Source organism: Pseudomonas brassicacearum subsp. brassicacearum (genome assembly GCF_008801605.1).
GTDB classification, from domain to species: domain Bacteria; phylum Pseudomonadota; class Gammaproteobacteria; order Pseudomonadales; family Pseudomonadaceae; genus Aquipseudomonas; species Aquipseudomonas brassicacearum.
In genome coordinates this window covers 184,627-207,979 of record NZ_VZPJ01000006.1, presented here as the reverse complement: position 1 = coordinate 207,979, position 23,353 = coordinate 184,627, and the positions used below count along the sequence as shown (strand labels likewise).

18 protein-coding genes and 1 riboswitch are annotated in these 23,353 nt (G+C 62.0%); of the genes, 14 read left to right on the top strand and 4 right to left on the bottom strand.

Features of this window, described 5'->3' with window-relative positions; genetic code table 11:
- The first annotated feature begins 8 nt into the window (after window positions 1-8).
- Window positions 9-1,289, top strand: a complete 1,281-nt coding sequence (gene waaA / locus F7R20_RS16135; protein WP_003197156.1) for a lipid IV(A) 3-deoxy-D-manno-octulosonic acid transferase — start codon at window positions 9-11, stop codon at window positions 1,287-1,289.
- Between the two features lie 38 nt (window positions 1,290-1,327).
- Here waaA and F7R20_RS16130 read toward each other — a convergent pair whose 3' ends face one another.
- A complete protein-coding gene (locus tag F7R20_RS16130) occupies window positions 1,328-2,767 on the bottom strand; it encodes a TolC family outer membrane protein (RefSeq protein ID WP_003197157.1) in 1,440 nt (479 codons plus the stop codon).
- A gap of 174 nt (window positions 2,768-2,941) precedes the next feature.
- Window positions 2,942-3,047: riboswitch (TPP riboswitch) on the top strand.
- 175 nt (window positions 3,048-3,222) lie between these two features.
- On the opposite strand from F7R20_RS16130, the gene thiC reads away from it, so the two are divergent.
- Entirely contained in the window at window positions 3,223-5,112 is a 1,890-nt protein-coding gene (gene thiC, locus F7R20_RS16125; protein WP_003197160.1) for a phosphomethylpyrimidine synthase ThiC, read from the top strand.
- Window positions 5,113-5,283: 171 nt separating this feature from the next.
- Complete coding sequence (gene cytX, locus F7R20_RS16120; protein ID WP_003197164.1) at window positions 5,284-6,576, top strand: putative hydroxymethylpyrimidine transporter CytX; 1,293 nt, start codon at window positions 5,284-5,286, stop codon at window positions 6,574-6,576.
- Here the strand turns inward: cytX and F7R20_RS16115 are convergent.
- On the bottom strand, window positions 6,545-7,291 hold the full coding sequence (locus F7R20_RS16115) for a DUF3298 domain-containing protein (RefSeq protein ID WP_003197166.1): 747 nt from the start codon (window positions 7,289-7,291) through the stop codon (window positions 6,545-6,547). The genes cytX and F7R20_RS16115 overlap by 32 nt on opposite strands.
- A gap of 214 nt (window positions 7,292-7,505) precedes the next feature.
- On the opposite strand from F7R20_RS16115, the gene F7R20_RS16110 reads away from it, so the two are divergent.
- The 10 genes from F7R20_RS16110 to F7R20_RS16055 all read left to right on the top strand — a co-directional run bounded on the left by F7R20_RS16110 (window position 7,506) and on the right by F7R20_RS16055 (window position 18,146).
- Window positions 7,506-8,123: an NUDIX domain-containing protein gene (locus tag F7R20_RS16110; protein WP_003197169.1), complete on the top strand. Its 618-nt coding sequence runs from the start codon at window positions 7,506-7,508 to the stop codon at window positions 8,121-8,123.
- Window positions 8,114-8,566, top strand: coding sequence for a DUF1249 domain-containing protein (locus F7R20_RS16105; RefSeq protein ID WP_003186471.1), 453 nt, complete (start codon window positions 8,114-8,116; stop codon window positions 8,564-8,566). The genes F7R20_RS16110 and F7R20_RS16105 overlap by 10 nt, the downstream gene beginning before the upstream one ends.
- Window positions 8,567-8,665: 99 nt before the next feature.
- Complete coding sequence (gene cpdA / locus F7R20_RS16100; protein ID WP_003197172.1) at window positions 8,666-9,481, top strand: 3',5'-cyclic-AMP phosphodiesterase; 816 nt, start codon at window positions 8,666-8,668, stop codon at window positions 9,479-9,481.
- Between the two features lie 493 nt (window positions 9,482-9,974).
- The gene (locus F7R20_RS16090) at window positions 9,975-10,334 is read left to right on the top strand and encodes a DUF6124 family protein (RefSeq protein ID WP_003197174.1); all 360 of its coding nucleotides are present in this window, start codon (window positions 9,975-9,977) and stop codon (window positions 10,332-10,334) included.
- A gap of 593 nt (window positions 10,335-10,927) precedes the next feature.
- Window positions 10,928-11,536, top strand: coding sequence for a YqiA/YcfP family alpha/beta fold hydrolase (locus tag F7R20_RS16080; RefSeq protein ID WP_003197175.1), 609 nt, complete (start codon window positions 10,928-10,930; stop codon window positions 11,534-11,536).
- Between the two features lie 42 nt (window positions 11,537-11,578).
- On the top strand, window positions 11,579-13,483 hold the full coding sequence (gene parE / locus F7R20_RS16075) for a DNA topoisomerase IV subunit B (protein WP_003197177.1): 1,905 nt from the start codon (window positions 11,579-11,581) through the stop codon (window positions 13,481-13,483).
- Window positions 13,483-14,469: an esterase-like activity of phytase family protein gene (locus tag F7R20_RS16070; RefSeq protein WP_003197179.1), complete on the top strand. Its 987-nt coding sequence runs from the start codon at window positions 13,483-13,485 to the stop codon at window positions 14,467-14,469. The genes parE and F7R20_RS16070 overlap by 1 nt, the downstream gene beginning before the upstream one ends.
- Window positions 14,466-14,987 (top strand): retropepsin-like aspartic protease family protein, encoded by a 522-nt coding sequence (locus F7R20_RS16065; protein WP_003197180.1) that lies wholly within the window; start codon window positions 14,466-14,468, stop codon window positions 14,985-14,987. Before F7R20_RS16070 ends, F7R20_RS16065 begins: the two co-directional genes overlap by 4 nt.
- 10 nt (window positions 14,988-14,997) lie before the next feature.
- The gene (gene parC / locus F7R20_RS16060; protein WP_003197182.1) at window positions 14,998-17,262 is read left to right on the top strand and encodes a DNA topoisomerase IV subunit A; all 2,265 of its coding nucleotides are present in this window, start codon (window positions 14,998-15,000) and stop codon (window positions 17,260-17,262) included.
- A gap of 179 nt (window positions 17,263-17,441) precedes the next feature.
- Window positions 17,442-18,146: a PqiC family protein gene (locus F7R20_RS16055; protein ID WP_003197185.1), complete on the top strand. Its 705-nt coding sequence runs from the start codon at window positions 17,442-17,444 to the stop codon at window positions 18,144-18,146.
- A gap of 237 nt (window positions 18,147-18,383) precedes the next feature.
- On the opposite strand, the gene F7R20_RS16050 is transcribed toward F7R20_RS16055, so the two are convergent.
- On the bottom strand, window positions 18,384-19,901 hold the full coding sequence (locus F7R20_RS16050; protein WP_003197187.1) for an AhpA/YtjB family protein: 1,518 nt from the start codon (window positions 19,899-19,901) through the stop codon (window positions 18,384-18,386).
- Between the two features lie 133 nt (window positions 19,902-20,034).
- Between F7R20_RS16050 and serB the strand changes: the two genes are divergently transcribed.
- On the top strand, window positions 20,035-21,249 hold the full coding sequence (gene serB / locus F7R20_RS16045) for a phosphoserine phosphatase SerB (RefSeq protein WP_003197189.1): 1,215 nt from the start codon (window positions 20,035-20,037) through the stop codon (window positions 21,247-21,249).
- A 161-nt stretch (window positions 21,250-21,410) separates the two neighbouring features.
- Here serB and F7R20_RS16040 read toward each other — a convergent pair whose 3' ends face one another.
- Window positions 21,411-23,171 (bottom strand): hypothetical protein, encoded by a 1,761-nt coding sequence (locus tag F7R20_RS16040; RefSeq protein WP_033028051.1) that lies wholly within the window; start codon window positions 23,169-23,171, stop codon window positions 21,411-21,413.
- Window positions 23,172-23,353 lie beyond the last annotated feature (182 nt).

Below are 23,353 nucleotides of genomic sequence, written 5' to 3'. Positions count from 1 at the left end.
CCGCCGCCATGAACAGAACTCTCTATAGCGCGTTGTTTTACCTGGGGCTGCCACTGGTAGCGATTCGGCTGTGGTTGCGGGCCCGCAAGGCGCCGGCTTATGCCCGGCGCATTGGCGAGCGGTTCTCCTGGGGGCTGCCGGTCATGGTGCCTGGGGGCATCTGGGTCCACGCGGTGTCGGTGGGCGAGAGCATCGCCGCCGCGCCAATGATCCGCGCCTTGCTGCAACGTTATCCACAGCTGCCGATCACGGTCACGTGCATGACGCCCACCGGTTCGGAGCGGATCCAGGCGTTGTTCGCCAACGAGCCGCGCATCCAGCATTGCTATTTGCCTTACGACTTGCCCTGCGCCGCCAAGCGTTTTCTCGACCGGGTCCGGCCGTCCCTGGCGGTGATCATGGAAACCGAGCTGTGGCCCAACCACATTCACCAATGCGCCAGGCGCGGCATTCCCGTGGCCCTGGCCAACGCGCGGTTGTCGGAGCGCTCGGCGCGGGGCTATGGGCGCTTTCCCAAGCTCACCCGGCCCATGCTCGCCGAGATGAGCCTGTTCGCCGTACAGACCGAAGCCGAAGCCGAGCGTTTTCGCCAATTGGGCGCGCGGGCGGAAACCGTCGAAGTCACCGGTTCCATCAAGTTCGACCTGACCATCGACCCGCAACTGCTCGAAGACGCCAGCGCCTTGCGCCGCCAGTGGCAGGCAACCGAGCGCCCGGTGTGGATCGCCGCCAGTACCCATGAAGGCGAGGACGAAGTGGTGCTGGCCGCCCACCGTCGGTTGCTCGAGAGTTATCCCGATGCGTTGCTGATCCTGGTGCCGCGTCATCCCGAGCGCTTCGACGCAGTGCACCAACTGTGTGTAAGCGAAGGGTTGGCCACGGTGCGGCGCTCCAGCGGCCAGTCCGTGACCGCGCAGGCTTCGGTGTTGCTCGGTGACACCATGGGTGAATTGCTGTTTCTCTATGCGTTGGCCGACAGCGCGTTTGTCGGCGGCAGCCTGGTGCCCAACGGTGGGCACAACCTGCTCGAGCCGGCGGCGCTGGCGAAACCGGTGCTCAGCGGGCCGCACTTGTTCAACTTCCTTGAAATAGCCGCGCAACTGCACGCTGCCGGTGCGCTGGCGGAAGTGGACGATGCCGAAAGCCTGGCCCTGGCGGTACAGCGCCTGTTCGAACTGCCCCGCGATGCCCAGCGTATGGCCGAGGCGGGGTTGAAGGTGATGCGCAGCAACCAGGGCGCATTGCAGCGATTGCTGGAGGGGTTGGGGCGGTTGCTCGCCAGACAGTGATCATTCCCACGCAAAGCGCGGGAATGATCGGCACTTAATTACTGCGTCGGCCGTGAGCGCAATTGCGCCGCTGCCGCTTGCGCCAGGTCCGGCGGCAGGAAGTCGCGGTCCGGGTTGTAGTCGGGCTTGAGGTAGCGCGACAGGTCCTGCAGGTCCGCTGGGCTCAACGTTCCGGCCGCCTGCTTGAGACGCAGGTTGTCGAGGATGTAGTCGTAGCGGGCGTTGTTGTAGTTGCGCACCGAGGTGTACAGCTGACGCTGGGCGTCGAGCACATCAACGATGTTGCGGGTGCCCACCTGGTAGCCGATTTCCGTGGCTTCCACCGCGCTCTGGTTGGAGATGATCGACTGGCGCCGGGCCTGGACCTGTTCCACGTCGGTGTTTACCGCGCGGTGCAGGTTGCGGGTGTTTTCCACCACCTGCCGGCGCAGGCCTTCGCGTTGCTGCTCGGTCTGGGTGAGCTGCGAGTAGGACTCACGCACTTGGGAGCTGGTCAGTCCGCCGCTGTAGATCGGGATGCTCAGTTGCAGGCCGATGGTGCGTTGCTCGGCATCGCCGCCATAACGCTGGCCTGTGGGGTTCGGGTTGGTGAAACCGAGGCCGTCGTTGTCGCCTTTTTTGTACTGGGCTATCGCATCGAGGGTCGGCGCATGGCCAGCCTTGCGTTGGCGCAGGGTGTCCTCGGCGGCATCGACGGCGTAGTTGCTGGCCAGCAGGTTCAGGTTCTGCTTGGCCGCCGTGTCGACCCAGGCTTTGGCATCGTTCGGCGTCGGCGGCAGGATCGGCAGGGTGTGGACGATGCCCTGGAGCGAGTTGTACTGGCGGTTGGTCAGGGTGATCAAGGCTTCGAAGGCATCGTCGACCTGGCGCTGGGCGAGGATCCGGTTGGCCCGTGCTGTGTCGTAGCTGGCCTGGGATTGCAGCACGTCGGTTTTGTCCGACAGGCCTACGTCGAAGCGTTCGTTGGATTGGTCGAGCTGGCGCTTGAACGCGGCCTCCTCGGCCTTGGTCGAGGCCAGGTTGTCCTGGCTGCGCAGCACGTTGAAGTAGCTCTCGGCGCTTTGCAGGATCATGTTCTGTTCAGTGGCCGACAGTTGCAGCGACGCTTGTTCGTCGACGGACTTTGCCGCCTGGAGCTGGAACCAGCGGTCGGCGCGGAAAATCGGCTGGGACAGCGTCGCCTGGTAAACCGTGGAGCTGCGGGTGGCGGTCATCGCCGGCTGGTCAAGCTCGGTACGCGTGTTGTTCAGGTCGGCGCCGGCCGAAAGGTTGGGCAACAACCCGGCGCGAGCCTGGGGTACCACTTCCTTCTGGGCGCCATACTGGGCGCGGGCCGCGGCCAGGTCGGCGTTGTTGTCCACCGCTTCCTGATACACGCTCACCAGATCGGTTTTGGTGGTCAGGGGCGCTTCGGCAGCCCATGCCATTGCGTTGGACGCACAAGACACGGCAAGGGCCAGTGAAAGTTTGCGCAGCATGAGGCTATCCCTGCTTTATAAAATGAGAGTTCACGAATGAGAGTGCGCATATCGATGTGCGCGGCGTAGCGAGTGTAGTTGCGCCTGCGCGCGGCAACAATCCTGTATATGCGCCATTCATCACGCCTTTTGCCCTGGTGATGGCGTTCTCTCGTGGTTGTGTCTAGACTGGCCGGGTTCTTGTCGGGGTGCCTTGCTATGAGGCTGAGATCGAATAATTTCGGATCCCGTTGAACCTGATCAGGTTAGCGCCTGCGTAGGGAACAAGATTTCTCGTCACCCGGCGAGTCCTCTTGTGCTTCGTCCGGGATGTTGTTCGACCATCGACTTTCGATCTTCGAACATGCTCGAGCAGCAAGCACAGCGTCCGCACTTTCGTGCTGGGACGCGTCCATTCGTTACAGGTTCGCTCCGACAAAAATCCACTGCCTGGATGTGTGTCTGGAGAGCCCGTGATGACGACAAAATCAAAAAACGCGACCAACCTGAGTGAATCGGCCCAGGTCGATCAGCAATCGGTTCAGCCCTTTACCCGCTCGCAAAAAATCTATGTCCAGGGCAGCCGCCCGGATATCCGTGTGCCCATGCGCGAAATCAGCCTCGACGTGACCCCCACCGACTTCGGCGGCGAAATCAACGCGCCGGTCGTGGTGTACGACACCTCGGGCCCCTACACCGACCCGAACGTGATCATCGACGTGCGCAAAGGCCTGGCCGATGTGCGCTCTTCGTGGATCGAAGCCCGTGGCGACACCGAGCGCCTGGCGGGCCTGAGCTCCAGCTTCGGCCAGGAACGCCTGGCCGATCCTGAGCTGACCAAGCTGCGCTTCGCCCACGTGAACAACCCGCGTCGCGCCAAGCCGGGTGCCAACGTCAGCCAGATGCACTACGCGCGCAAAGGCATCATCACCGCCGAGATGGAATACGTCGCCATCCGCGAAAACATGAAGCTGGAAGTCGCCCGCGCCGCTGGCCTGCTGGACCAGCAACACGCCGGCCACAGCTTCGGCGCCAGCGTGCCGAAAGTCATTACCCCGGAATTCGTGCGTGACGAAATCGCCCGTGGTCGCGCGATCATCCCGGCCAACATCAACCACACCGAACTGGAACCGATGATCATCGGCCGTAACTTCCTGGTGAAGATCAACGGCAACATCGGCAACAGCGCGTTGGGTTCGTCCATCGAAGAAGAAGTGGCGAAGCTGACCTGGGGCATCCGTTGGGGTTCGGACACGGTCATGGACCTGTCCACCGGCAAGCACATCCATGAAACCCGCGAGTGGATCATCCGCAACTCGCCGGTACCGATCGGCACTGTGCCAATCTACCAGGCCCTGGAAAAAGTCGGCGGCGCGGCCGAAGACCTGACTTGGGAGCTGTTTCGCGACACGCTGATCGAACAGGCCGAGCAGGGCGTCGATTACTTCACCATCCACGCCGGCGTGTTGCTGCGCTATGTGCCGATGACCGCCAAGCGCGTCACCGGTATCGTCAGCCGTGGTGGTTCGATCATGGCCAAGTGGTGCCTGGCGCACCACAAAGAGAACTTCCTCTACACCCACTTCGAAGACATCTGCGAAATCATGAAGGCCTACGACGTCAGCTTCTCGCTGGGCGATGGCCTGCGTCCGGGCTCGATTGCCGACGCCAACGACGAAGCGCAGTTCGGTGAGCTGGAAACCCTCGGCGAGCTGACCAAGATCGCCTGGAAGCACGACGTGCAATGCATGATCGAAGGCCCCGGCCACGTGCCGATGCAACTGATCAAAGAGAACATGGACAAGCAGCTCGAGTGCTGCGACGAGGCGCCGTTCTACACCCTCGGCCCGCTGACCACCGACATTGCGCCGGGCTACGACCACATCACCTCCGGCATCGGTGCGGCGATGATCGGCTGGTTCGGTTGCGCGATGCTCTGCTACGTCACGCCGAAGGAACACCTCGGCTTGCCGAACAAGGATGACGTGAAGACCGGGATCATCACCTACAAGATCGCCGCCCACGCCGCCGACCTTGCCAAGGGCCACCCGGGCGCGCAGATCCGTGACAACGCCTTGAGCAAGGCGCGTTTCGAGTTCCGTTGGGAGGACCAGTTCAACCTCGGCCTGGACCCGGACACCGCCCGCTCGTACCACGACGAAACCCTGCCCAAGGACTCGGCCAAGGTCGCGCATTTCTGCTCGATGTGCGGGCCGAAGTTCTGCTCGATGAAAATCACCCAGGAAGTGCGCGAGTACGCGGCCAACCAACGCATCGAGGCTGTGGACGTGGACGTTGCCCAGGGCTTGGCGGAGCAGGCAGAGCGGTTCAAGAAGGAAGGTAGTCAGCTTTACAAGAAAGTCTGATTTGAGCTGATGGGGGCGGTGTTTTCACCGCCCCCATCGCGAGCAAGCTCGCTCCCACAGTGGGTTTCTGTTGTTCACAAGATTTGTGTTCGCAGCAGGCCCCCTGTGGGAGCGAGCTTGCTCGCGATAGCGGCCCCCAAAACAACAAATATCCCTCTGAGACAACAACCCTTGAACATCCAACCCAGCACCTACTCCCCAGACACCGCCGTGCCCCTGGACAAGCGCGTCTTCGGCGCCCGCGATCTGTTTTCCCTGTGGTTCTCCCTGGGCATCGGCCTGATGGTCTTGCAGGTCGGCGCCTTGCTCGCGCCGGGCCTGGGCTTGAGTGGTTCGTTGCTGGCGATTTTCCTCGGTACGCTGGTGGGCGTCCTGCTGCTGGCGGCCGTCGGCGTGATCGGCAGCGACACCGGCCTGTCGGCCATGGCCACGCTCAAGCTCAGCCTTGGCGGCAAGGGCGCGAGCGTGCCGGCGGTGTTGAACCTGCTGCAGCTGATCGGCTGGGGCTCGTTCGAAATCATCGTCATGCGTGACGCCGCCAGCCTGCTCGGTGCCCGAGCCTTCAGCGAAGGCAGCCTGGGCTCCAACCCACTGCTGTGGACGCTGTTCTTCGGCGCCCTGGCGACCCTGCTCGCGGTCAGCGGGCCGTTGACGTTCGTGCGCAAGGTCCTGCGCAAGTGGGGCATCTGGCTGCTGCTGGCGGCGTGTATCTGGTTGACCTGGAATCTGTTTGCCAAGGCCGACCTGGCAGCGCTGTGGGCCCAGGCGGGCGACGGCTCGATGCCGTTGGCGGTGGGGTTTGATATCGCCATTGCGATGCCGCTGTCGTGGTTGCCGCTGATCGCCGACTACTCGCGTTTCGGCAAACGCGCCAAAAATGTGTTTGGCGGCACCGCGTTGGGGTTCTTCATCGGTAACTTCTGGCTGATGAGCCTGGGCGTGGCCTACACCCTGGCGTTCGCGCCAAGCGGTGAAGTCAATGCGCTGCTGCTGGCCCTGGCGGGCGCCGGGTTGGGCATTCCGTTGCTGCTGATTCTGCTGGATGAGTCGGAAAACGCCTTCGCCGACATTCACTCGGCGGCGGTCTCCAGTGGCATGTTGTCGGGGCTGAAGGTCGAGCACCTGGCCTTGGCGATCGGCGTACTCTGCACCTTGATCGCCTGCTTCGCGCCGTTGGCGCAATACCAGAACTTCCTGTTGCTGATCGGCTCGGTGTTCGCACCGCTGTTCGGCGTGGTGCTGGTGGACCACTTCATCCTGCGCAAACGCAGCAGCCAAGTGGTGTCAGCCGCGTTGCGCTGGCCGGCCCTGTTGGCCTGGTTGGGTGGGGTGAGCACTTATCACTTGCTGGCCAACTTCTATCCGGACATCGGCGCAACCCTGCCGTCGCTGATCCTGGCAGGGTTGCTGCAACTGTTGCTGGGCCGGGCTTTCAGCTACGGCCGGGGAACAGCTCGGGCTTGAGGATGCCATTGAGGCGTGGGTAAGCGATCTTCAATTCGATGTGGCCCAGGGCGTATGGCGCGATGGTGCTCACTTCGTACTTGAGGATCACCCCGCCGTAGGTCAGCGCCACGTGTGGGGTTTTCTGGAAGGACCACTGTTTCAGGAACTCGGGTTCCTGATCCAGCTTGGTGCTGATCAGCCAACTGTTGTGGGCGACCTGGGCGGCTTTCCAGAACGCTTCTTCCTGGCCCGGCAGGAGCATGTCCGACAGTGTCAGCACCTTGTGTTGCTGGCGCGAATAGTTGATGAAGCCACGGCCCGGCGTACCGTGGGCGCCGCCGGTGTCCAGGTAGCTGGACAATTCGATGATCACCAGGCCGTCATGTTGCTCACGTACCTTGGCCTGCAAATAGCTGCTGTTGCGGGGCGTGGCGTTGCGCAGGAACTGCTCGCGATAGGCGGCAAGCGTCGGCGCAACCGGTGCGTCCGGGGTGGTGCGGGTCATTTGCAGCAGGCGTTTTTCGACGATGCCGTCCAGGGCCGGCTCGGTGGGGAAGTGCAGGGTATCGATGTTCACCAACGGGCAGTCGGCACTGGCGCAACCTTGTTGCAGTTGTTCCGACGCATCGCGGGTGGTTTCCAGCGGTGCGCGGTAATTGGGTTGGAACAGGCTTTGGCAAGCGCCCAGGGTCAGGGCAATGGCGGCCACGGAGGCAGTTTTGAAAAGCGACATGGGCGTCCTTCATGGAACAGGGAAAGGCGAAAAGTTACCCGCTTCGACTGCCAGCAGGACAATCAGTTCGCCACTAAGCTCATTAGAGTTCTTTCACCTTCTGCCGTCCATCCCGATGAGTGGAAAGGGGCTGCATCAAAGGGTACGGGCGCGTTAGGATGGCGCGAAGCCGAGGTTGGAACCTCGTATTGATCCATTGCACACGAGGATTGTCATGACCGATTTCGCCAACGCCGCACCGAGCACCGTGGACATCGTCAAGCGCGAGAGCTGCTTCCAGGGTTTCTACAAACTCGACCGTGTGCACTTGCGTCACGAATTGTTTGCCGGTGGCATGAGCCGCGAAATCAGCCGTGAATTGTTCGTGCGCCATGACGCGGTGTGCGTGTTGCCCTACGACCCGCAGCGCGATGAAGTGGTGTTGATCGAGCAGTTTCGCGTCGGCGCCATGGACAAGATCGCCAACCCTTGGCTGGTGGAATTGGTGGCCGGCCTGATCGACAAGGACGAACAACCGGAAGAAGTTGCTCATCGTGAAGCGCAGGAGGAAGCTGGGCTTGCCTTCGCTGCGCTTTGGCCGATGACCAAGTATTTTCCATCCCCGGGCGGCAGCGATGAATTCGTCCATTTGTACCTGGGGCGTTGCGACAGCACGGGGGCGGGCGGGCTGCATGGCCTGGTGGAAGAGGCGGAAGATATCCGCGTCAAGGTCTGGTCTTTCGAAGATGCCCTGCAAGCTGTGCGCGACGGACAAATCTGCAATGCACCGAGCATCATCGCCCTGCAATGGCTGGCCTTGAACCGCGAGGAAGTGAGGGGGCTATGGTCCTGAACAAGCTGCGCGATCGCTATCGCGTCGATCTGGTGGGGTTGCAGGCCGCCTGCGAGGCCAACTACGCCCGCCTGATGCGCTTGTTGCCGGACATGCGCAACGATCCGGCGCCGCGGCGTATCGCCGTGACCCACGGCGACCAGATGCTGGGCGTGCTGGCTCTGGAAGTGTTGCAGACTTGCCCCTACACCACCACGCTGCAAGTGCGCCAGGAGCACAGCCTGCCCTGGCTGCCGGTGCCGCAGCTGGAGGTCCAGGTCTATCACGATGCGCGCATGGCCGAAGTCGTCAGCGCCGAACATGCACGACGCTTTCGCGGCATCTATCCTTACCCCAATGCGTCAATGCACCAGCCGGATGAAAAAGCCCAGTTGAACCTGTTCCTGGGCGAGTGGCTGAGTCATTGCCTGGCGCTGGGCCACGAGTTCGAAGTCGTTCGGTAGTTGTGAACCGGTTCCGGTTCGCGGGTTTCCCCTTTCGATCATCCCCCAGCATAATTGCGGCTTCATGCAACGGCGTGACTGCGCCTGGGAGAGAGCGATTTGCCGAGCGTATCCAGCTTGACCACTGCCGATGCGGCGTTGCTGGTCCAACTGTCTGACAGCCATTTGTTCGCCGAGGCCGATGCCTCGTTGCTGGGCATGAATACCCGTGACAGTTTGTGGGCGGTCATTGATTTGGTGCTCAAGCAGCAGCCGGACATTGACCTGATGCTCGCCACCGGGGATCTGTCCCAGGACGGCACGCTGGAGTCCTACGCGGCGTTTCGGCAATTGACTGCGCGAATCGATGCGCCGGCGCGGTGGATTCCCGGCAACCATGATGAGCCGCAGGTGATGCTTGAGGCGGCGGTCAAGAGCACGTTGCTCAATCCGGTGGTGGACATTGGCAACTGGCGGGTGACGATGCTGGATTCCGCCGTGCCTGGTTCGGTGCCGGGTTTTTTGGCCGAGGAGCAGTTGATTCTGTTGGCCAATGCCTTGAGCGAGGCGCCGGAGCGGCATCACTTGGTGTGCCTGCATCATCATCCTGTTTCGATTGGGTGTGCGTGGATGGAGCCGATTGGGTTGCGTAATCCTGAGGCGCTGTTTGCGGTGTTGGATCGGTTTCCTCAGGTGCGGGCGGTGTTGTGGGGGCATGTGCACCAGGAGGTTGACCGGATGCGCGAGGGGGTTCGTTTGTTGGCTTCGCCTTCGACCTGTATTCAGTTTGAGCCGGGGAGTGAGGATTTTGCGGTGGGCTCGCAGGCGCCGGGGTATCGGTGGTTGCGATTGTTGCCGGATGGGCGGTTGGAGACGGGGGTTGAGCGGGTGGTTGGGTTTGCGTTTACCCCTGACTATGGCTCCAACGGTTACTGAGGACGAGGCGGCCTGACAGCCGGCCCGTCTCTCCCGGTCGTACATCCTTCAGATCTGTTTGAGCAGGACCTGTGGGAGCAAAGCTTGCTCGCGAGGCGGCCTGATAGCCGACCTGATTCTCCGGTCATACCCCGATCCAATTGTGTGGGCTTGCTCGCGAAGACGGCGGTACATTCAGCATGGATGCAAGCAGACCCACCGCCATCGCGAGCAAGCTTTGCTCCCACAGGGATCGGCGGTGGACACTGATCTTATAAACAGCCAAAAACCTGTGTGGGAGCGAGCTTGCTCGCGATGGCGGCTGACAGCCGACCAGGGTTTGTGGGAATGGTCGGACATCCTTCCTGGTTCAAGCAGATTTTTCCGACGAGCTCTGGCGGTTGCTGGGTGGGAAGGGCTGTCGCTAACCTTTTCCCGTCGCTGAAAGTTCAGCGGCCGGGCCTGGAAACCCGAAAGTAGGAGGGCGTTATTTCAATCCTAGTGGAGCGCCAACATGTCTGAAGATAATTCTGGGCCAACAAAAAAAGATTCCATTTCTCCCGAAGCCAGCCAGATTCCCCCGATACTCGATGAAGCCGCCAAGCGCGCCATCGACCATTATCTTGACCCCAAACCTCAAGCCAAAAAGAAAAAGCCCTCAGGTCAACTGTTCACCGTCGTGGAAGGCGTCGACACCGAAAGCCTGCTGGCCAACCTCAGCGAAACCCTGGCCTCAGCCGATGCCATGGTCAGCGACCTTGCCTTCGACCTGAAAGGCTCGCGACGCCATGTTGCCCTTGGCATTCAGCAACTGATCGAGCTGGGCGCTTTATTGGCGAATCGGATGCTGGACAACGTCAATACACAATCCTGACCACACCGCGCGCAGAGGCGAGCAAGATCGCTCCCACAATTGGACCGGAGTACGACCGGGAGAACCAGGTCGGCTGTCAGGCCCCCTCGCGAGCAAGCTTTGCTCCCACAGATCTGACGGGTGTACAACCGGGAGAGCCAGGTCGGCTGTTAGGCCGCCTCGTGGTGGACGTTGATCTCGGCGCCCCGTTAACCACGCTGGCCGAGCGCAGGCATTGTGGAGTGGGCAACCCGGCATGGATGCCGGGTTAGCCGCGCTGGGCCATGGATGGCCCTTCGCGGCGGGCCCACGGAGCAAATGCCTTCGTTCAGGCACACCGAGCCTAGGCGAGGTGCCAAGTGGTGGGGCAAGCCTTTTTTGCTTACTTTTTTTGGCGTTTGAAAAAAAGTGAGCCGCCGTCAGGGCGGAACCCTAAGTGGCCGTTACCGCAGAAATGGATATGTACTCAGTTAAGCCGCCATCGCGAGCAAGCTTTGCTCCCACAGGTGCTGTGATCGACGATTCATGGGAGGCAACAACACGGTCAAATCCCCCCCAATCACCGCAATCTCCCTGTAAACTCCGGCTTTTGCCCAACACCCAGGGAGTCGGCAATGTCGGGTTCGATCCTTTATATCCATGGCTTCAACAGCGCCCCGGCGTCGACCAAGGCCTGTCAATTGACCGAGGTGATGGCACGCCTGGGCCTGAGCGACCAGTTGCAGGTGCCCGCCTTGCATCACCACCCCCGCCAGGCCATCGGTCAGTTGGAGCAGGCGATTACAGAACTGGGGCGCCCGCTGCTGGTCGGCAGCTCGCTCGGCGGCTACTATGCGACTCACTTGGCCGAGCGCCACGGCCTCAAGGCCCTGTTGGTGAACCCTGCCGTCAGCCCGCATCGGATGTTCGACGGTTACCTGGGCACGCAGAAGAATTTGTACACAGATGAAACCTGGGAATTGACCCACGACCACGTCACGGCCCTGGCCGAACTGCAAGTGCCGGCGCCCCGGGATCCGCAGCGGTTTCAGGTATGGTTGCAAACCGGTGACGAAACGCTGGATTATCGCCACGCCCAACAGTATTACCGCGCCTGTGCCTTGCGCATCCAGGCCGGCGGCGACCACAGTTTCCAAGGGTTTGCCCAGCAGTTGCCGGCGCTGTTGAGTTTTGCCGGCATTGGCGCCGATTTGTACCAGGCGATCGACTTCACGTCGCTGTGAGCCCATCGCCCCTTTTTCATTGAACACTGACGACGAGACCCCATGGCCACTCCCAGCGCTAGCTCTTATAACGCAGACGCCATCGAAGTCCTCTCGGGCCTCGACCCGGTGCGCAAGCGCCCCGGCATGTACACCGACACCAGTCGGCCGAACCATCTCGCCCAGGAAGTCATCGACAACAGTGTCGACGAAGCCTTGGCCGGGCACGCTCGTTCGGTGCAGGTCATCCTGCACGCCGATCACTCGCTGGAAGTCAGCGATGATGGCCGCGGCATGCCGGTGGACATTCACCCCGAAGAGGGTGTGTCGGGCGTCGAGCTGATCCTCACCAAGCTCCACGCCGGCGGCAAGTTTTCCAACAAGAACTACCAGTTCTCCGGCGGTCTGCACGGGGTGGGTATTTCCGTGGTCAACGCCTTGTCGACCCAGGTGCGGGTGCGGGTCAAGCGTGACGGCAACGAATACCAGATGACCTTCGCCGACGGCTACAAGGCCACCGAGCTGGAAGTGGTCGGCACCGTCGGCAAACGCAACACCGGGACCAGCGTGTATTTCGCTCCGGACCCGAAGTATTTCGATTCGCCGAAGTTTTCCGTCAGCCGCCTCAAGCATGTGCTCAAGGCCAAGGCCGTGCTGTGCCCGGGGTTGCTGGTCAGTTTCGAGGACAAGGCCACTGGCGAGAAAGTCGAGTGGCATTACGAAGACGGCCTGCGTTCTTACCTGGTGGACGCGGTCAACGATTTCGAGCGCCTGCCCAACGAGCCGTTTTGCGGCAGCCTGGCCGGTAACAAGGAAGCCGTGGACTGGGCGCTGTTATGGCTGCCCGAAGGCGGCGAAAGCGTTCAGGAAAGCTACGTCAACCTGATCCCCACGGCCCAGGGCGGCACCCACGTCAACGGGTTGCGCCAGGGTTTGCTCGATGCCATGCGCGAGTTCTGCGAGTTCCGCAATCTGCTGCCCCGTGGCGTGAAGCTGGCGCCGGAAGACGTCTGGGAGCGCATCGCCTTCGTGCTGTCTATGAAGATGCAGGAACCGCAATTCTCCGGCCAGACCAAGGAGCGCCTGTCGTCCCGTGAGGCGGCGGCGTTTGTCTCCGGGGTGGTCAAGGATGCGTTCAGCCTGTGGCTCAACGCCAACCCGGAAACCGGCCTGGCCCTGGCAGAGTTGGCAATCAATAACGCCGGCCGCCGCCTCAAGGCCAGCAAGAAGGTCGAGCGCAAGCGCATCACCCAGGGCCCGGCATTGCCGGGCAAGCTCGCCGATTGCGCCGGGCAGGACCCGATGCGTTCCGAGCTGTTCCTGGTGGAAGGTGACTCCGCCGGCGGCTCGGCCAAGCAGGCGCGGGACAAGGAGTTCCAGGCGATCCTGCCGCTGCGAGGCAAGATCCTCAACACCTGGGAAGTGGACGGCAGCGAAGTGCTGGCCAGCCAGGAAGTGCATAACATCGCGGTGGCCATCGGTGTCGACCCGGGCGCCGCGGACATGAGCCAGCTGCGCTACGGCAAGATCTGCATCCTCGCCGACGCCGACTCCGACGGCCTGCACATCGCCACGTTGCTCTGCGCTTTGTTCGTCCAGCATTTCCGCCCGCTGGTGGACGCCGGCCACGTTTATGTGGCGATGCCGCCGCTGTACCGCATCGACCTGGGCAAGGAAATCTACTACGCCCTGGACGAGGCCGAGCGCGACGGCATTCTCGATCGCCTGGTGGCCGAGAAGAAACGCGGCAAGCCGCAGGTCACTCGATTCAAAGGCCTGGGCGAGATGAACCCGCCGCAACTGCGTGAAACCACCATGGATCCGAACACCCGCCGTCTGGTGCAGTTGACCCTGGATGATTTCGAAGCGACCTCGGAGATGATGGACATGCTACTGGCGAAGAAACGCGCCGGCGATCGCAAGTCCTGGCTCGAATCCAAAGGGGACCTGGCCGAGGTGCTGGCCTGATGCGCAACGGTTTCGCCCTGGCGTTGTTGCTGTGGGCGGGGGTTGTGGTCGCAGGGCCTGCACCGGAGCTGAAGTTGCTGTCCGAGCATGCCGTCGATGGCATGCGCGGCGGTAATCTGTCCGGGTTGGCGCTGTGTGGCAGCGAAATGTGGACGGTATCCGATCGCGACGATGATCGGATCTATCGCCTCGCGCCCTCCGAGTCTTCGCTCTGGCAGGCCGAGGTGGTTGAAATCGAGGTGCCGGCGGTTCCCGACAGCGGTTTGCCCTGGGGTTTGAAGTCCCGAACCTGGGCAGCGTCGTTCCTGCGCGGTGGCGAGCTGGATTTCGAAGGCATCAGTTGCGACAGCGCTGGCAATCGCTATGTGGTCAGCGAGTCCCAAGCCGCCGTGTTGCAGGTACCGCCTGCGGGGCCGGCGTCGTGGTTGAAAATTGCACCAACAATGATCCGCCAGGCCCGCGCCAGCGGCATGTTGTTGCATTTCAATGCGCTATTCGAAGGCTTGGCGGTCAACCCGGCCGGTGACCAACTGTGGTTGGCGGCCGAGCGTGAGCGTCGCGGGCTTTTGTTGATCAAGCGTCAGCAAACGGTGTGGGACTGCGATGGCAACTGTGTGTTGCTGAGTGAAGCGGGGCTGGAGATGCAGCCGGCGCAGTTCCCCAAGGCCAAGGCGGTTTCGCGGGATTTTGCTGATTTGTCATTGTTCAATGGCAAGCTGTTTACCCTGGAGCGCAACGCCTTTCAGATCTGCCGGCGTGACCCGCAGACCGCCCAAGTGGAGCGGTGCTGGTCGTTCGCCGCCGAGGCGTTGCAGGACGGTCGGCGTTATTCCCAGGATTATGGGCTGGCCGAAGCGCTGGTGGTGGACACCGAGGGCGCCTGGATCGGCCTGGACAACAACGACGGTGCTCGCGCCGACGGCGAAACGCGGCCGATCATCTGGCGCTTCGCCGCGCCGGACGGGGGCTGGGGCGCCTCGCCATGAGTCAGTCGCCGCCGGGCAGGCGTGCTGGCAGGGTGTTGATGATATTGGCCTGGTGCGCGGCGCTGTTCCTGGCAACGCGGTTTTTTGCCCAATGGGAGCAGCGCCAGCAAAACCCCAATGCCCAGGTGTATTCGCAAAGAGGCGAAGGGTTTATCGAGGTGAAGTTGGTCGGCAATAGACAGGGCCATTTCGTCGCCAGCGGCCAGATCAACGGTCAGCCGGTAGATTTCATGCTCGACACGGGCGCCACCGATGTGGCGATTCCGGTGGAGTTGGCCGAGCGCCTCAAGCTGGAAAAGGGTTTCGGCGTGACGTTGAGTACCGCCAACGGTTTGAGCGAGGGCTATCGCACCCGCATCGACCGGTTGCAATTGGGTGACATCGTGTTGCGCGATGTCCGTGCCCTGGTGGCGCCAGGCCTGGGTGGCACGCAAGTGCTGCTGGGCATGAGCGCCCTGAACAAACTTGAATTTACCCAGCGCGACGGCACCATGCTGCTGCGCCAGACAACGAACTGATGAGGCCCGCATGAGCGACATTCTTGCAGACAGCTTAGACGGCGTAGAACGCCGATCGCTGGCTGACTTCACCGAAAATGCCTACCTCAATTACTCCATGTACGTGATCATGGACCGTGCCTTGCCGCACATCGGCGATGGTTTGAAGCCGGTTCAGCGGCGGATCATCTATGCCATGAGTGAGCTGGGGCTGGATGCGGATTCCAAGCACAAGAAATCGGCGCGTACCGTCGGTGACGTGCTCGGTAAGTTCCACCCCCACGGCGACTCGGCCTGCTATGAAGCCATGGTGCTGATGGCCCAGCCATTCAGCTATCGCTACACGCTGGTGGACGGGCAGGGCAACTGGGGTGCGCCGGATGATCCCAAGTCTTTCGCGGCCATGCGTTACACCGAGGCGCGGTTGTCGCGCTATTCCGAAGTGCTGCTCAGCGAGCTGGGCCAGGGCACTGCGGACTGGGGGCCGAACTTCGACGGCACCCTCGATGAACCCCTGGTTTTGCCAGCGCGTTTGCCGAATATTCTCCTCAATGGCACCACCGGCATTGCCGTGGGCATGGCCACCGACGTGCCGCCTCACAACCTGCGGGAAGTGGCCACGGCGTGCGTGCGTCTGCTGGACGAGCCCAAAGCCACGGTGGAACAACTCTGCGAGCACATCCAGGGCCCGGACTATCCGACCGAAGCGGAAATCATCACCCCGCGTGCCGACCTGCTGAAAATCTATGAGACCGGCCGTGGTTCGGTGCGCATGCGCGCCGTGTATCACGTTGAAGACGGCGACATCATTGTCACGGCGCTGCCGCACCAGGTTTCCGGGGCCAAGGTCTTGGAGCAAATTGCCGCGATGATGCAGGCAAAACCGTCGAAAGCACCACAAGTGGCTGACTTGCGCGACGAATCCGACCACGAAAACCCGTGCCGCATCGTGATCATCCCGGTCAACAGCCGAGTCGACCACGACGCGCTGATGCAGCACCTGTTCGCCAGCACCGACCTGGAGTCCAGCTACCGGGTCAACATCAACATCATCGGCCTGGACGGCAAGCCGCAGTTGAAAAACCTGCGGGCATTGCTGGTGGAGTGGCTGGAGTTCCGGGTCAAGACCGTGCGTCGGCGCCTGCAATTCCGCCTGGACAAGGTCGAGCGTCGCCTGCACCTGTTGGACGGTTTGCTGATCGCCTACCTCAACCTGGATGAAGTGATCCACATCATCCGTACCGAGGAGCACCCCAAGGCCAGCCTGATCGCCCGTTTTGCCCTGAGTGAAATCCAGGCCGACTACATCCTCGACACCCGCCTGCGGCAGTTGGCGCGGTTGGAAGAGATGAAGCTGCGTGCCGAACAGGATGAACTCCTCAAGGAACAGGCCAAGCTGCAAGCCTTGCTGGGCAGCGAAGCCAAGCTCAAGAAACTGGTGCGCACCGAACTGCTCAAGGACGCCGAAACCTACGGCGACGACCGTCGCTCGCCAATCGTCGAGCGTGCCGAAGCCAAGGCGCTGAGCGAGCACGATCTGCTGCCGAACGAGAAAGTGACCGTCGTACTGTCAGAAAAAGGTTGGGTGCGTTCCGCCAAAGGTCATGATATTGACGCGACGGGGCTTTCCTACAAGGCCGGGGACGGCTTCAAGGCCTTGGCGGCCGGGCGTTCCAACCAGTTTGCGGTGTTCGTTGACTCCACCGGGCGCAGCTATTCGGTGCCGGCCCACACCCTGCCGTCGGCTCGTGGCCAGGGCGAACCGCTGACCGGTCGTTTGACGCCGCCGCCGGGTGCAACTTTTGAATGCGTGCTGATGCCTGATGATGATGGACTGTACGTAATTGCATCGGACGCGGGCTACGGGTTCGTGGTCAAGGGCGAGGATCTGCAAGCCAAGAACAAGGCGGGCAAGGCGTTGTTGAGCCTGCCGAACAACGCCAAGGTGATTGCGCCGCGGCCGGTGGCCGATCGGGAGAGCAACTGGCTGGCTTCGGTCACCACCGAAGGCCGGTTGCTGGTGTTCAAGATCAGCGACCTGCCACAGCTGGGTAAAGGCAAGGGCAACAAGATTATTGGTATTTCCGGCGAACGGGTTGCCAGTCGTGAGGAATATGTCACGGATATTGCAGTGTTGCCGGAAGGCGCCACGCTTGTGCTACAGGCAGGCAAGCGCACGCTTTCGTTAAAGGCGGACGATCTTGAGCATTACAAGGGTGAACGTGGTCGGCGGGGCAACAAGCTTCCAAGGGGGTTTCAGCGAGTCGATGCGCTGCTCGTCGAAAACCTCAATTAGGCGTACTAGAGGGCTCGGTCTGCGATTAAATGCCGCAGATCGATACTTTCGCGCTGGAGTCGGCGCGCATATTCACGGATGATAGGCCCTTTCAAGCGCCGGCGTGGCCGAGCGTTCTTCATAATGACCGAGTATTTTTTCACTGTGGTAAGCCTTGTGGCTGCCACCTGGACGGAACGATGACTGCTCTGCGCCTCCCTATTTTGTGGCTCGCCGGCCTGCTTGGCCTGGCGGGCTGCAGCATGAACCAGCCGGTGTCGCTGTACCAACTGGACAGCGGAACCCCGGCCCAGCCTGCGCAAAGCACAGGCATGGCTGTATTGCTGGGGCCGGTCCTGATCGCCGACTACCTGCAACGCGAAACCTTATTGCAACGCCAACCGGACGGCAGCCTGCAGGCCGCCACTGACGGTCGTTGGGCTGGCAGCCTGTCTTCCGACATCGATCAGTTGCTGCTGCGCCAGGTCGCCGGGCATCTGGACAGCCAGCGTGTAGTGCTGGCACCCGCGACCCAAGGCTTCACCCCGGATGTACAGGTGCTGCTGTCGATTACCCGCCTGGACTCGGGTAAAGCCCAGCCGGCAGTGCTCGATGCCCAATGGCGGTTGATCGACCGTCGTGGCAAGGTGCGTGAGAACCGCATCGTTCATCTGCAAGAGCAACATGCCGGCACCACGGCGGCACAGGTCCAGGCCCAGGGCGTGCTCCTGCAACGCCTGGCCGAACAGCTGTCCGTGTCGCTCAAGCCCCTGGCCAACCAGCCACCTGTCGCAGAAGTCCCACGCAAGGCCGCTCCCGCCCCGGCCAAGCCGGTAGAAAAGGATAAGGACAAGATCCCCATGGCCTTGCCGATTCGTACGGACATGGAAGTGTTCAGGTTCTGACGCCAGGACTGGATGCAAAACAAAGCCCGCGTTGAAGCGGGCTTTGTTGTTTCTGCCGGTTGGGTTTTCCGGTGCCTGTACCGGCCTCATCGCGAGCAAGCTCGCTCCCACAGGAGGATCCTGCAGCCACATATCCAATGTGGGAGCGAGCTTGCTCGCGATGGCGGCGCTAAAGGCAACAAAAAAGCCCGCAGACAATCACTCATCTGCGGGCTTCGTCATTTCAAGTCCTGAGGCTCAGGCCTGGCGCTCATGCATCCGCGCCAACTGCCGCTCCAGCATTGATGGATAAGGTTCCATCAAGCGTTCCACGCAGCACGCGCCTTCGGGGCTGGCGATGGGGCGGATGCGAGCGCGTTGGCGGATCAGGGCGTCGTCGTTGATCTTGCGCTCCACCAGCAGCAGGTTGCGGCTGTGTTGCGACAGTGCCAGGGCGTCCTGGGCGGTTTCGGTCAGCAGCAGGTCGATCTGGCTCAGGCCAAACAAGCCATCGCCCAGGGTCAGGCCCAATTGTAGTTGCAGGGTGATGCCGCTGTCGGCGACTTCGATCTGCAACTGGTGGCCCAAGGCGCGCAGCAACTCACCGCAGCAAATGGCGTTGGTCAGGTAGTCGTCACCGCTGTCTTCGGTGTGAAACAGCATTAGCGTGCTGCCATCGTTCAGGGTGTGCAGTTCGCCCTGATAGAGCGATGCGGCCTGGTCGAGGCAGTCGCGGTAGCGCTCGAGCAATTCCTTCAGGCGCGCCTGGGGCAGGCGGCGCAGTTGGTCCTGGGCGCCCAGTTGCACGGCCAGTACGGCACTGTGCTGGGGCAGGTTCGAGGCGACTGGCCTGGCGACCGGTTGAGGTGTTCCATCGACTGACTCGTCCCGCAGGTCGGCAAACGCGTCGTCGTCTTCATCGTCTTCAACCGTGCGTACCACGTGGCGTGGAGCCGGTTTGGAAGCAGGCATTGGCTGGCTTTCATCGAAGCCCGGGTCGCGCAGGTTACGCACTTCGAAGCCCGGCTCGGCATCGTCGTCGTCCACGTAGTCGATGTCTTCAGGTTCCGGCACGGGCTCAGGTTCCGGCGCGAAGCTGGCGTGCAGTTGCCGGGCCAGATCGCCGATTTCGTCCTGGCGCTGGGTGGCTGGCGTGTGTTCGTCGATGTCCCGCAGCCAGACGCGCAATTGCAACAGCGGCGTGGAGATGTGCCGCCCCAGGCGCAGGCTCAAGGCCAGTGCCAGTGCCAGCAGGATCGCGCTGAGGATACCCATGCTTTGCAGGCTGATGGTCATCGGTTGCTGGAACTGGTCCATGTCCAGGCTGATGCGCAGCTGCCCGGCGGTCACGTCCTGGAAGGTGATCTTGCTCTGGTACATGCCGCCGGACTCGCCCAGCAGGCCTGGCTTGGGACGCTGGCCGGCCTCGGCGAGGATGCGGTTGTCCACGCTGTAGATGGCGGCGTGGGCCACCAGTTTGTTCTTGGTCAGGTTGTTGAGCAGCACGTTGAGGCTGAGGATGTCGTTGGACACCAGCAGCTCGGTGGCGGACGTGGCGGTCTGGGTGGTCAGGCTTTCACCCAGGGCGTCGGCCTGCTCGTGCATCGCCTGCTTGAACTGCAAGCCCATCACGCAGGCGTAGATGACCAGGGCCAGGGCGACCAGGATCACGTTATGGCTGGCAATGCGCAATGCTATCGGCACACGACGGTGACGCAGTGCACGGAAGATCAGCAGGAAGAAGTTGTCGGTTTTGACTGGCGTGGGCCGGTTCACTGAGCTCGGCTCTTTGTCCGTGAAATTGACGCGCAGTATAGCGACAGCCCCATGACCGGCAAAGCACTGGCGGTGCCCGATGGTCACTGAATGTGGGTAGAATGCGGTTTTTTTCCACCTGCGGGGGTGCGCCTTGCGCGAAATCGTCCTGATAAACATCACTGGCAGCGACCGTCCGGGTCTGACTGCGGCCATTACCGGCGTTCTGGCCCAGGGTGGTGTGAACATTCTCGACATCGGTCAGGCGGTGATCCACGACACGTTGTCGTTCGGCATCCTGGTTGAAATCCCGGACGCCGAACAAGGCAAGTCGGTGCTCAAGGACATCCTGTTCACCGCCTACAAGCTCGACCAACAGGTGCGCTTCACCCCGGTGTCCGAGGACGATTACCGACATTGGGTGGCCGGCCAGGGCAAGAAGCGCCACATCGTTACCCTGTTGACCCGCAAGGTTACCGCCGAGCAGTTGCAGCGTGTCAGTTCGATCACCGCCAAATATGACCTGAACATCGACCATATCGACCGATTGTCCGGGCGCATGCCGCTGGACACCCCGGACGACAAGGGCAAGGGTTGCATCGAGTTTTCGGTGCGCGGCGAGCCGGCGGATCCCCAGGCGTTGCGTGCCGAGTTCCTCAGCGTGGCCCAGGAACTGAACGTCGACATCGCCTTCCAGGAAGATTCGCTGTTCCGCCGTAACCGCCGCCTGGCGGTGTTCGACATGGACTCGACGCTGATCGAAGCCGAAGTCATCGACGAACTGGCCAAGGCGGCCGGCGTGGGCGACAAGGTCTCGGCCATCACCGAGCGAGCCATGGCTGGCGAGTTGGATTTCCGGGCCAGCTTCAAGGAGCGCCTGGCGCTGCTCAAGGGGCTGGACGTCAGCGTGCTGGATTCCATTGGTGCTTCGCTGCGCCTGACCGAAGGCGCCGAGACGCTGTTCGCCGAACTCAAGCGCCTGGGCTACAAGACCGCCATCCTGTCCGGCGGCTTCACCTACTTCGCCAAGCAGCTGCAGGCCAAGCTCGGCATCGACTACGTGTTCGCCAACGAACTGGAAGTGGTGGATGGCAAGGTGACCGGCGTGGCCGTCGAGCCGATCGTCGATGCCCAGCGCAAGGCGGACCTGCTGCGTGAACTGGCTGAAAAAGAAGGCCTGCGCCTGGAACAGACCATCGCCGTGGGCGACGGTGCCAACGACTTGCCGATGCTGGCGATAGCGGGCCTGGGCGTGGCGTTCCGCGCCAAGCCGCTGGTCAAGCAGTCGGCCAGACAGGCGATTTCCACCCTGGGGCTGGATGGGGTGTTGTACCTGTTGGGCTTCAGGGATCGTGACGGGCAGCTCTGAGTCTGTCGCAATCTTTGTGGCGAGGAGATCTAGCTGTGGGAGCAAGGCTTGCCCGCGATAAACGATAACGCGGTCTATAAAAGAACCGCGGTGCCAGCATCGCGAGCAAGCTTTGCTCCCACAGAGAATTCTCTCTTCACAAAGGGTTACGCGTTGGCTGCCTACAGCGACTTCCACAACGAATCAAAATTCCCTTCTTGCTCGCCGCCATCCCCGTTGGCGGTTGAGTCTTCCGGGTGATAAGCAAACTGATTGAAACTGTGGGTGCTGGTGACCCGGCGGTCCAGGCCGGCGCGGCGTTCCTGGCCGTTGGTGTTGATCAACACCCGCTGGCCCTCCTGGAACGGCAGGCGCGGGGCGATCATGGTGGGGGGGAGATCAATGGCGCTGATCTCGGGGAGTAACAGCCCGCGCAGGTAGTGACCGTGCTCATTTTCTTCGCGGACCAGTTGCAGCCCACAAGGCTGGGCATGCGGTGCGACCAGCTCGATGCCCATTTGCATGGCGCCGTTGCGCACTTGTCGGATCCAGCGCACCACGGCAACGCTCCAGGCTTGGTCGCTGGTGTCCCGGATGCCGATCATTTCCCCGGCTTGCAGTTGTTCCGGCACTTCCTTGGGCCAGCCGAGGCAGTAGCCGCCGGGGCTGTGGTTGATGATTGGCAAGTCGTAGGTGGGGAAGTGATGCTGGTTGTCGGAGCTGGTGCCATCGTCATCGGCCGGGTTGACCGGGTACTCGATTTCTTCATAGGGCAGCAGGTCGCTGTCGCCGGCGGGGGCGGCGTCGAACGCTTGCTTCCAAGTGTCGCTTGTCTTGCTTGGCGAGGCTTCGAAGCGGGCCTTGCGGGTGCCGGGGCTTTTCAGTATCTCGGTGAAAGAGCGCTCGCCGCCGAGGTAGTAGTGCAGCGCGCTCATGCCCACGCACAGGGTCAGCGTGCCGTTGCCCTCGGTGCGCTGGAAGCTGCGTTCGGCCGCTTCGCCCCAGGCGGCTTGCAGGTGATGCAAGGTGTCGACGCTCATGCCGCCCGGTATTGGCAGGCTATGCTCGGCAGGTTGTTCCAGGTGCGTGGCGATTGCGCGCACCAGGGGTTGTGGATCGAAGCCCTGCAAGGTTGGCTGCTGTTCGGCGCGGAACTTGGAGCGGTAGCGTGGCCCGACATCCAGCTCCGGAGCGACCGCGAACAGGCTGGCAGCGCTGGAGGTGGGATCGAGCTTGACCCACTGGCTCCAGGATTCGAGCGCCTGGGTCAGCCACCCGATTTGGCTCTGGCGCAGTTGATTGCTGCGTGACGCTCCCAGCAACAAGGCAACGACATAGGTCTGTTCGGGGTTCAATTGATGAACCTGGCTCGCCAGTTCGTCACTCACGCTCAGGTGCTGCAACCGGTGCAGGCAGGCGATCCGGTACAACTGATGTAAATCGAGCCACAGCCCTTCAGGCACTGGGCTGTACAACTGACTGGCGCGCAGCAGCGGGCCATTGAGGGCATGCATCGCCCGTTGCAGCGCGGTGCTCAGCAGACGGGCCCGGTCCTTGGTGTATTTCGATGCCATACGCGCCACGATCTGTTTGTAGCCCATCGCCAGCTGGGTTTGCAGCGCCTGGCACAGGTTGACGATCTTGCGCGAGCGTTCATCCAGCACGATGGCCTGTTGCAGGAAGTGCCGCTCCAGGTGCTTGCAGACGTAATACACCTCGGGCCGCAGCAGCTCGAGCAGTTGCAGGCGATTGTCGCTGGGCGTGAGCAGTTGGTTGAGTTCGCCAAGGGCTTGGTACAAAAGGCGAGCTGTTTCGCCGATGTTGGCCTTGGGCAGGTTGGCGATCCAGCGCTTGAGGTCCCGTGGCGTGGCGTCGCAGAACGACAAGCGTGCTTGCGTCGGGGTCATGACGCGCAATAGCTGGAGAGGGCTGGTCTCATTCATGCCGTGTACGGGCTCCGGCGGGAAATAAACGTGATGTTTCCAACTCTAGCAGCTGACAGGCCGGCGTGTTGGCCTGAGTGTGCTGTGTGAGCAAAGCTTGCTCGCGATGCAGGCGCCGCAGTTTCTTTTGGACCGCGTCATCGTTCATCGCGGGCAAGCCTTGCTCCCACAACCCTGCTTCA

Coding starts and splice junctions, on each gene's coding strand:
- F7R20_RS16105 (WP_003186471.1), top strand. CDS start 8,114: ATGGTCCTGAACAAGCTGCGCGATCGCTATCGCGTCGATCTGGTGGGG.
- waaA (WP_003197156.1), top strand. CDS start 9: ATGAACAGAACTCTCTATAGCGCGTTGTTTTACCTGGGGCTGCCACTG.
- parE (WP_003197177.1), top strand. CDS start 11,579: ATGGCCACTCCCAGCGCTAGCTCTTATAACGCAGACGCCATCGAAGTC.
- F7R20_RS16065 (WP_003197180.1), top strand. CDS start 14,466: ATGAGTCAGTCGCCGCCGGGCAGGCGTGCTGGCAGGGTGTTGATGATA.
- F7R20_RS16090 (WP_003197174.1), top strand. CDS start 9,975: ATGTCTGAAGATAATTCTGGGCCAACAAAAAAAGATTCCATTTCTCCC.
- parC (WP_003197182.1), top strand. CDS start 14,998: ATGAGCGACATTCTTGCAGACAGCTTAGACGGCGTAGAACGCCGATCG.
- F7R20_RS16115 (WP_003197166.1), bottom strand. CDS start 7,291: ATGTCGCTTTTCAAAACTGCCTCCGTGGCCGCCATTGCCCTGACCCTG.
- F7R20_RS16110 (WP_003197169.1), top strand. CDS start 7,506: ATGACCGATTTCGCCAACGCCGCACCGAGCACCGTGGACATCGTCAAG.
- thiC (WP_003197160.1), top strand. CDS start 3,223: ATGACGACAAAATCAAAAAACGCGACCAACCTGAGTGAATCGGCCCAG.
- F7R20_RS16080 (WP_003197175.1), top strand. CDS start 10,928: ATGTCGGGTTCGATCCTTTATATCCATGGCTTCAACAGCGCCCCGGCG.
- F7R20_RS16070 (WP_003197179.1), top strand. CDS start 13,483: ATGCGCAACGGTTTCGCCCTGGCGTTGTTGCTGTGGGCGGGGGTTGTG.
- F7R20_RS16040 (WP_033028051.1), bottom strand. CDS start 23,171: ATGAATGAGACCAGCCCTCTCCAGCTATTGCGCGTCATGACCCCGACG.
- F7R20_RS16130 (WP_003197157.1), bottom strand. CDS start 2,767: ATGCTGCGCAAACTTTCACTGGCCCTTGCCGTGTCTTGTGCGTCCAAC.
- F7R20_RS16055 (WP_003197185.1), top strand. CDS start 17,442: ATGACTGCTCTGCGCCTCCCTATTTTGTGGCTCGCCGGCCTGCTTGGC.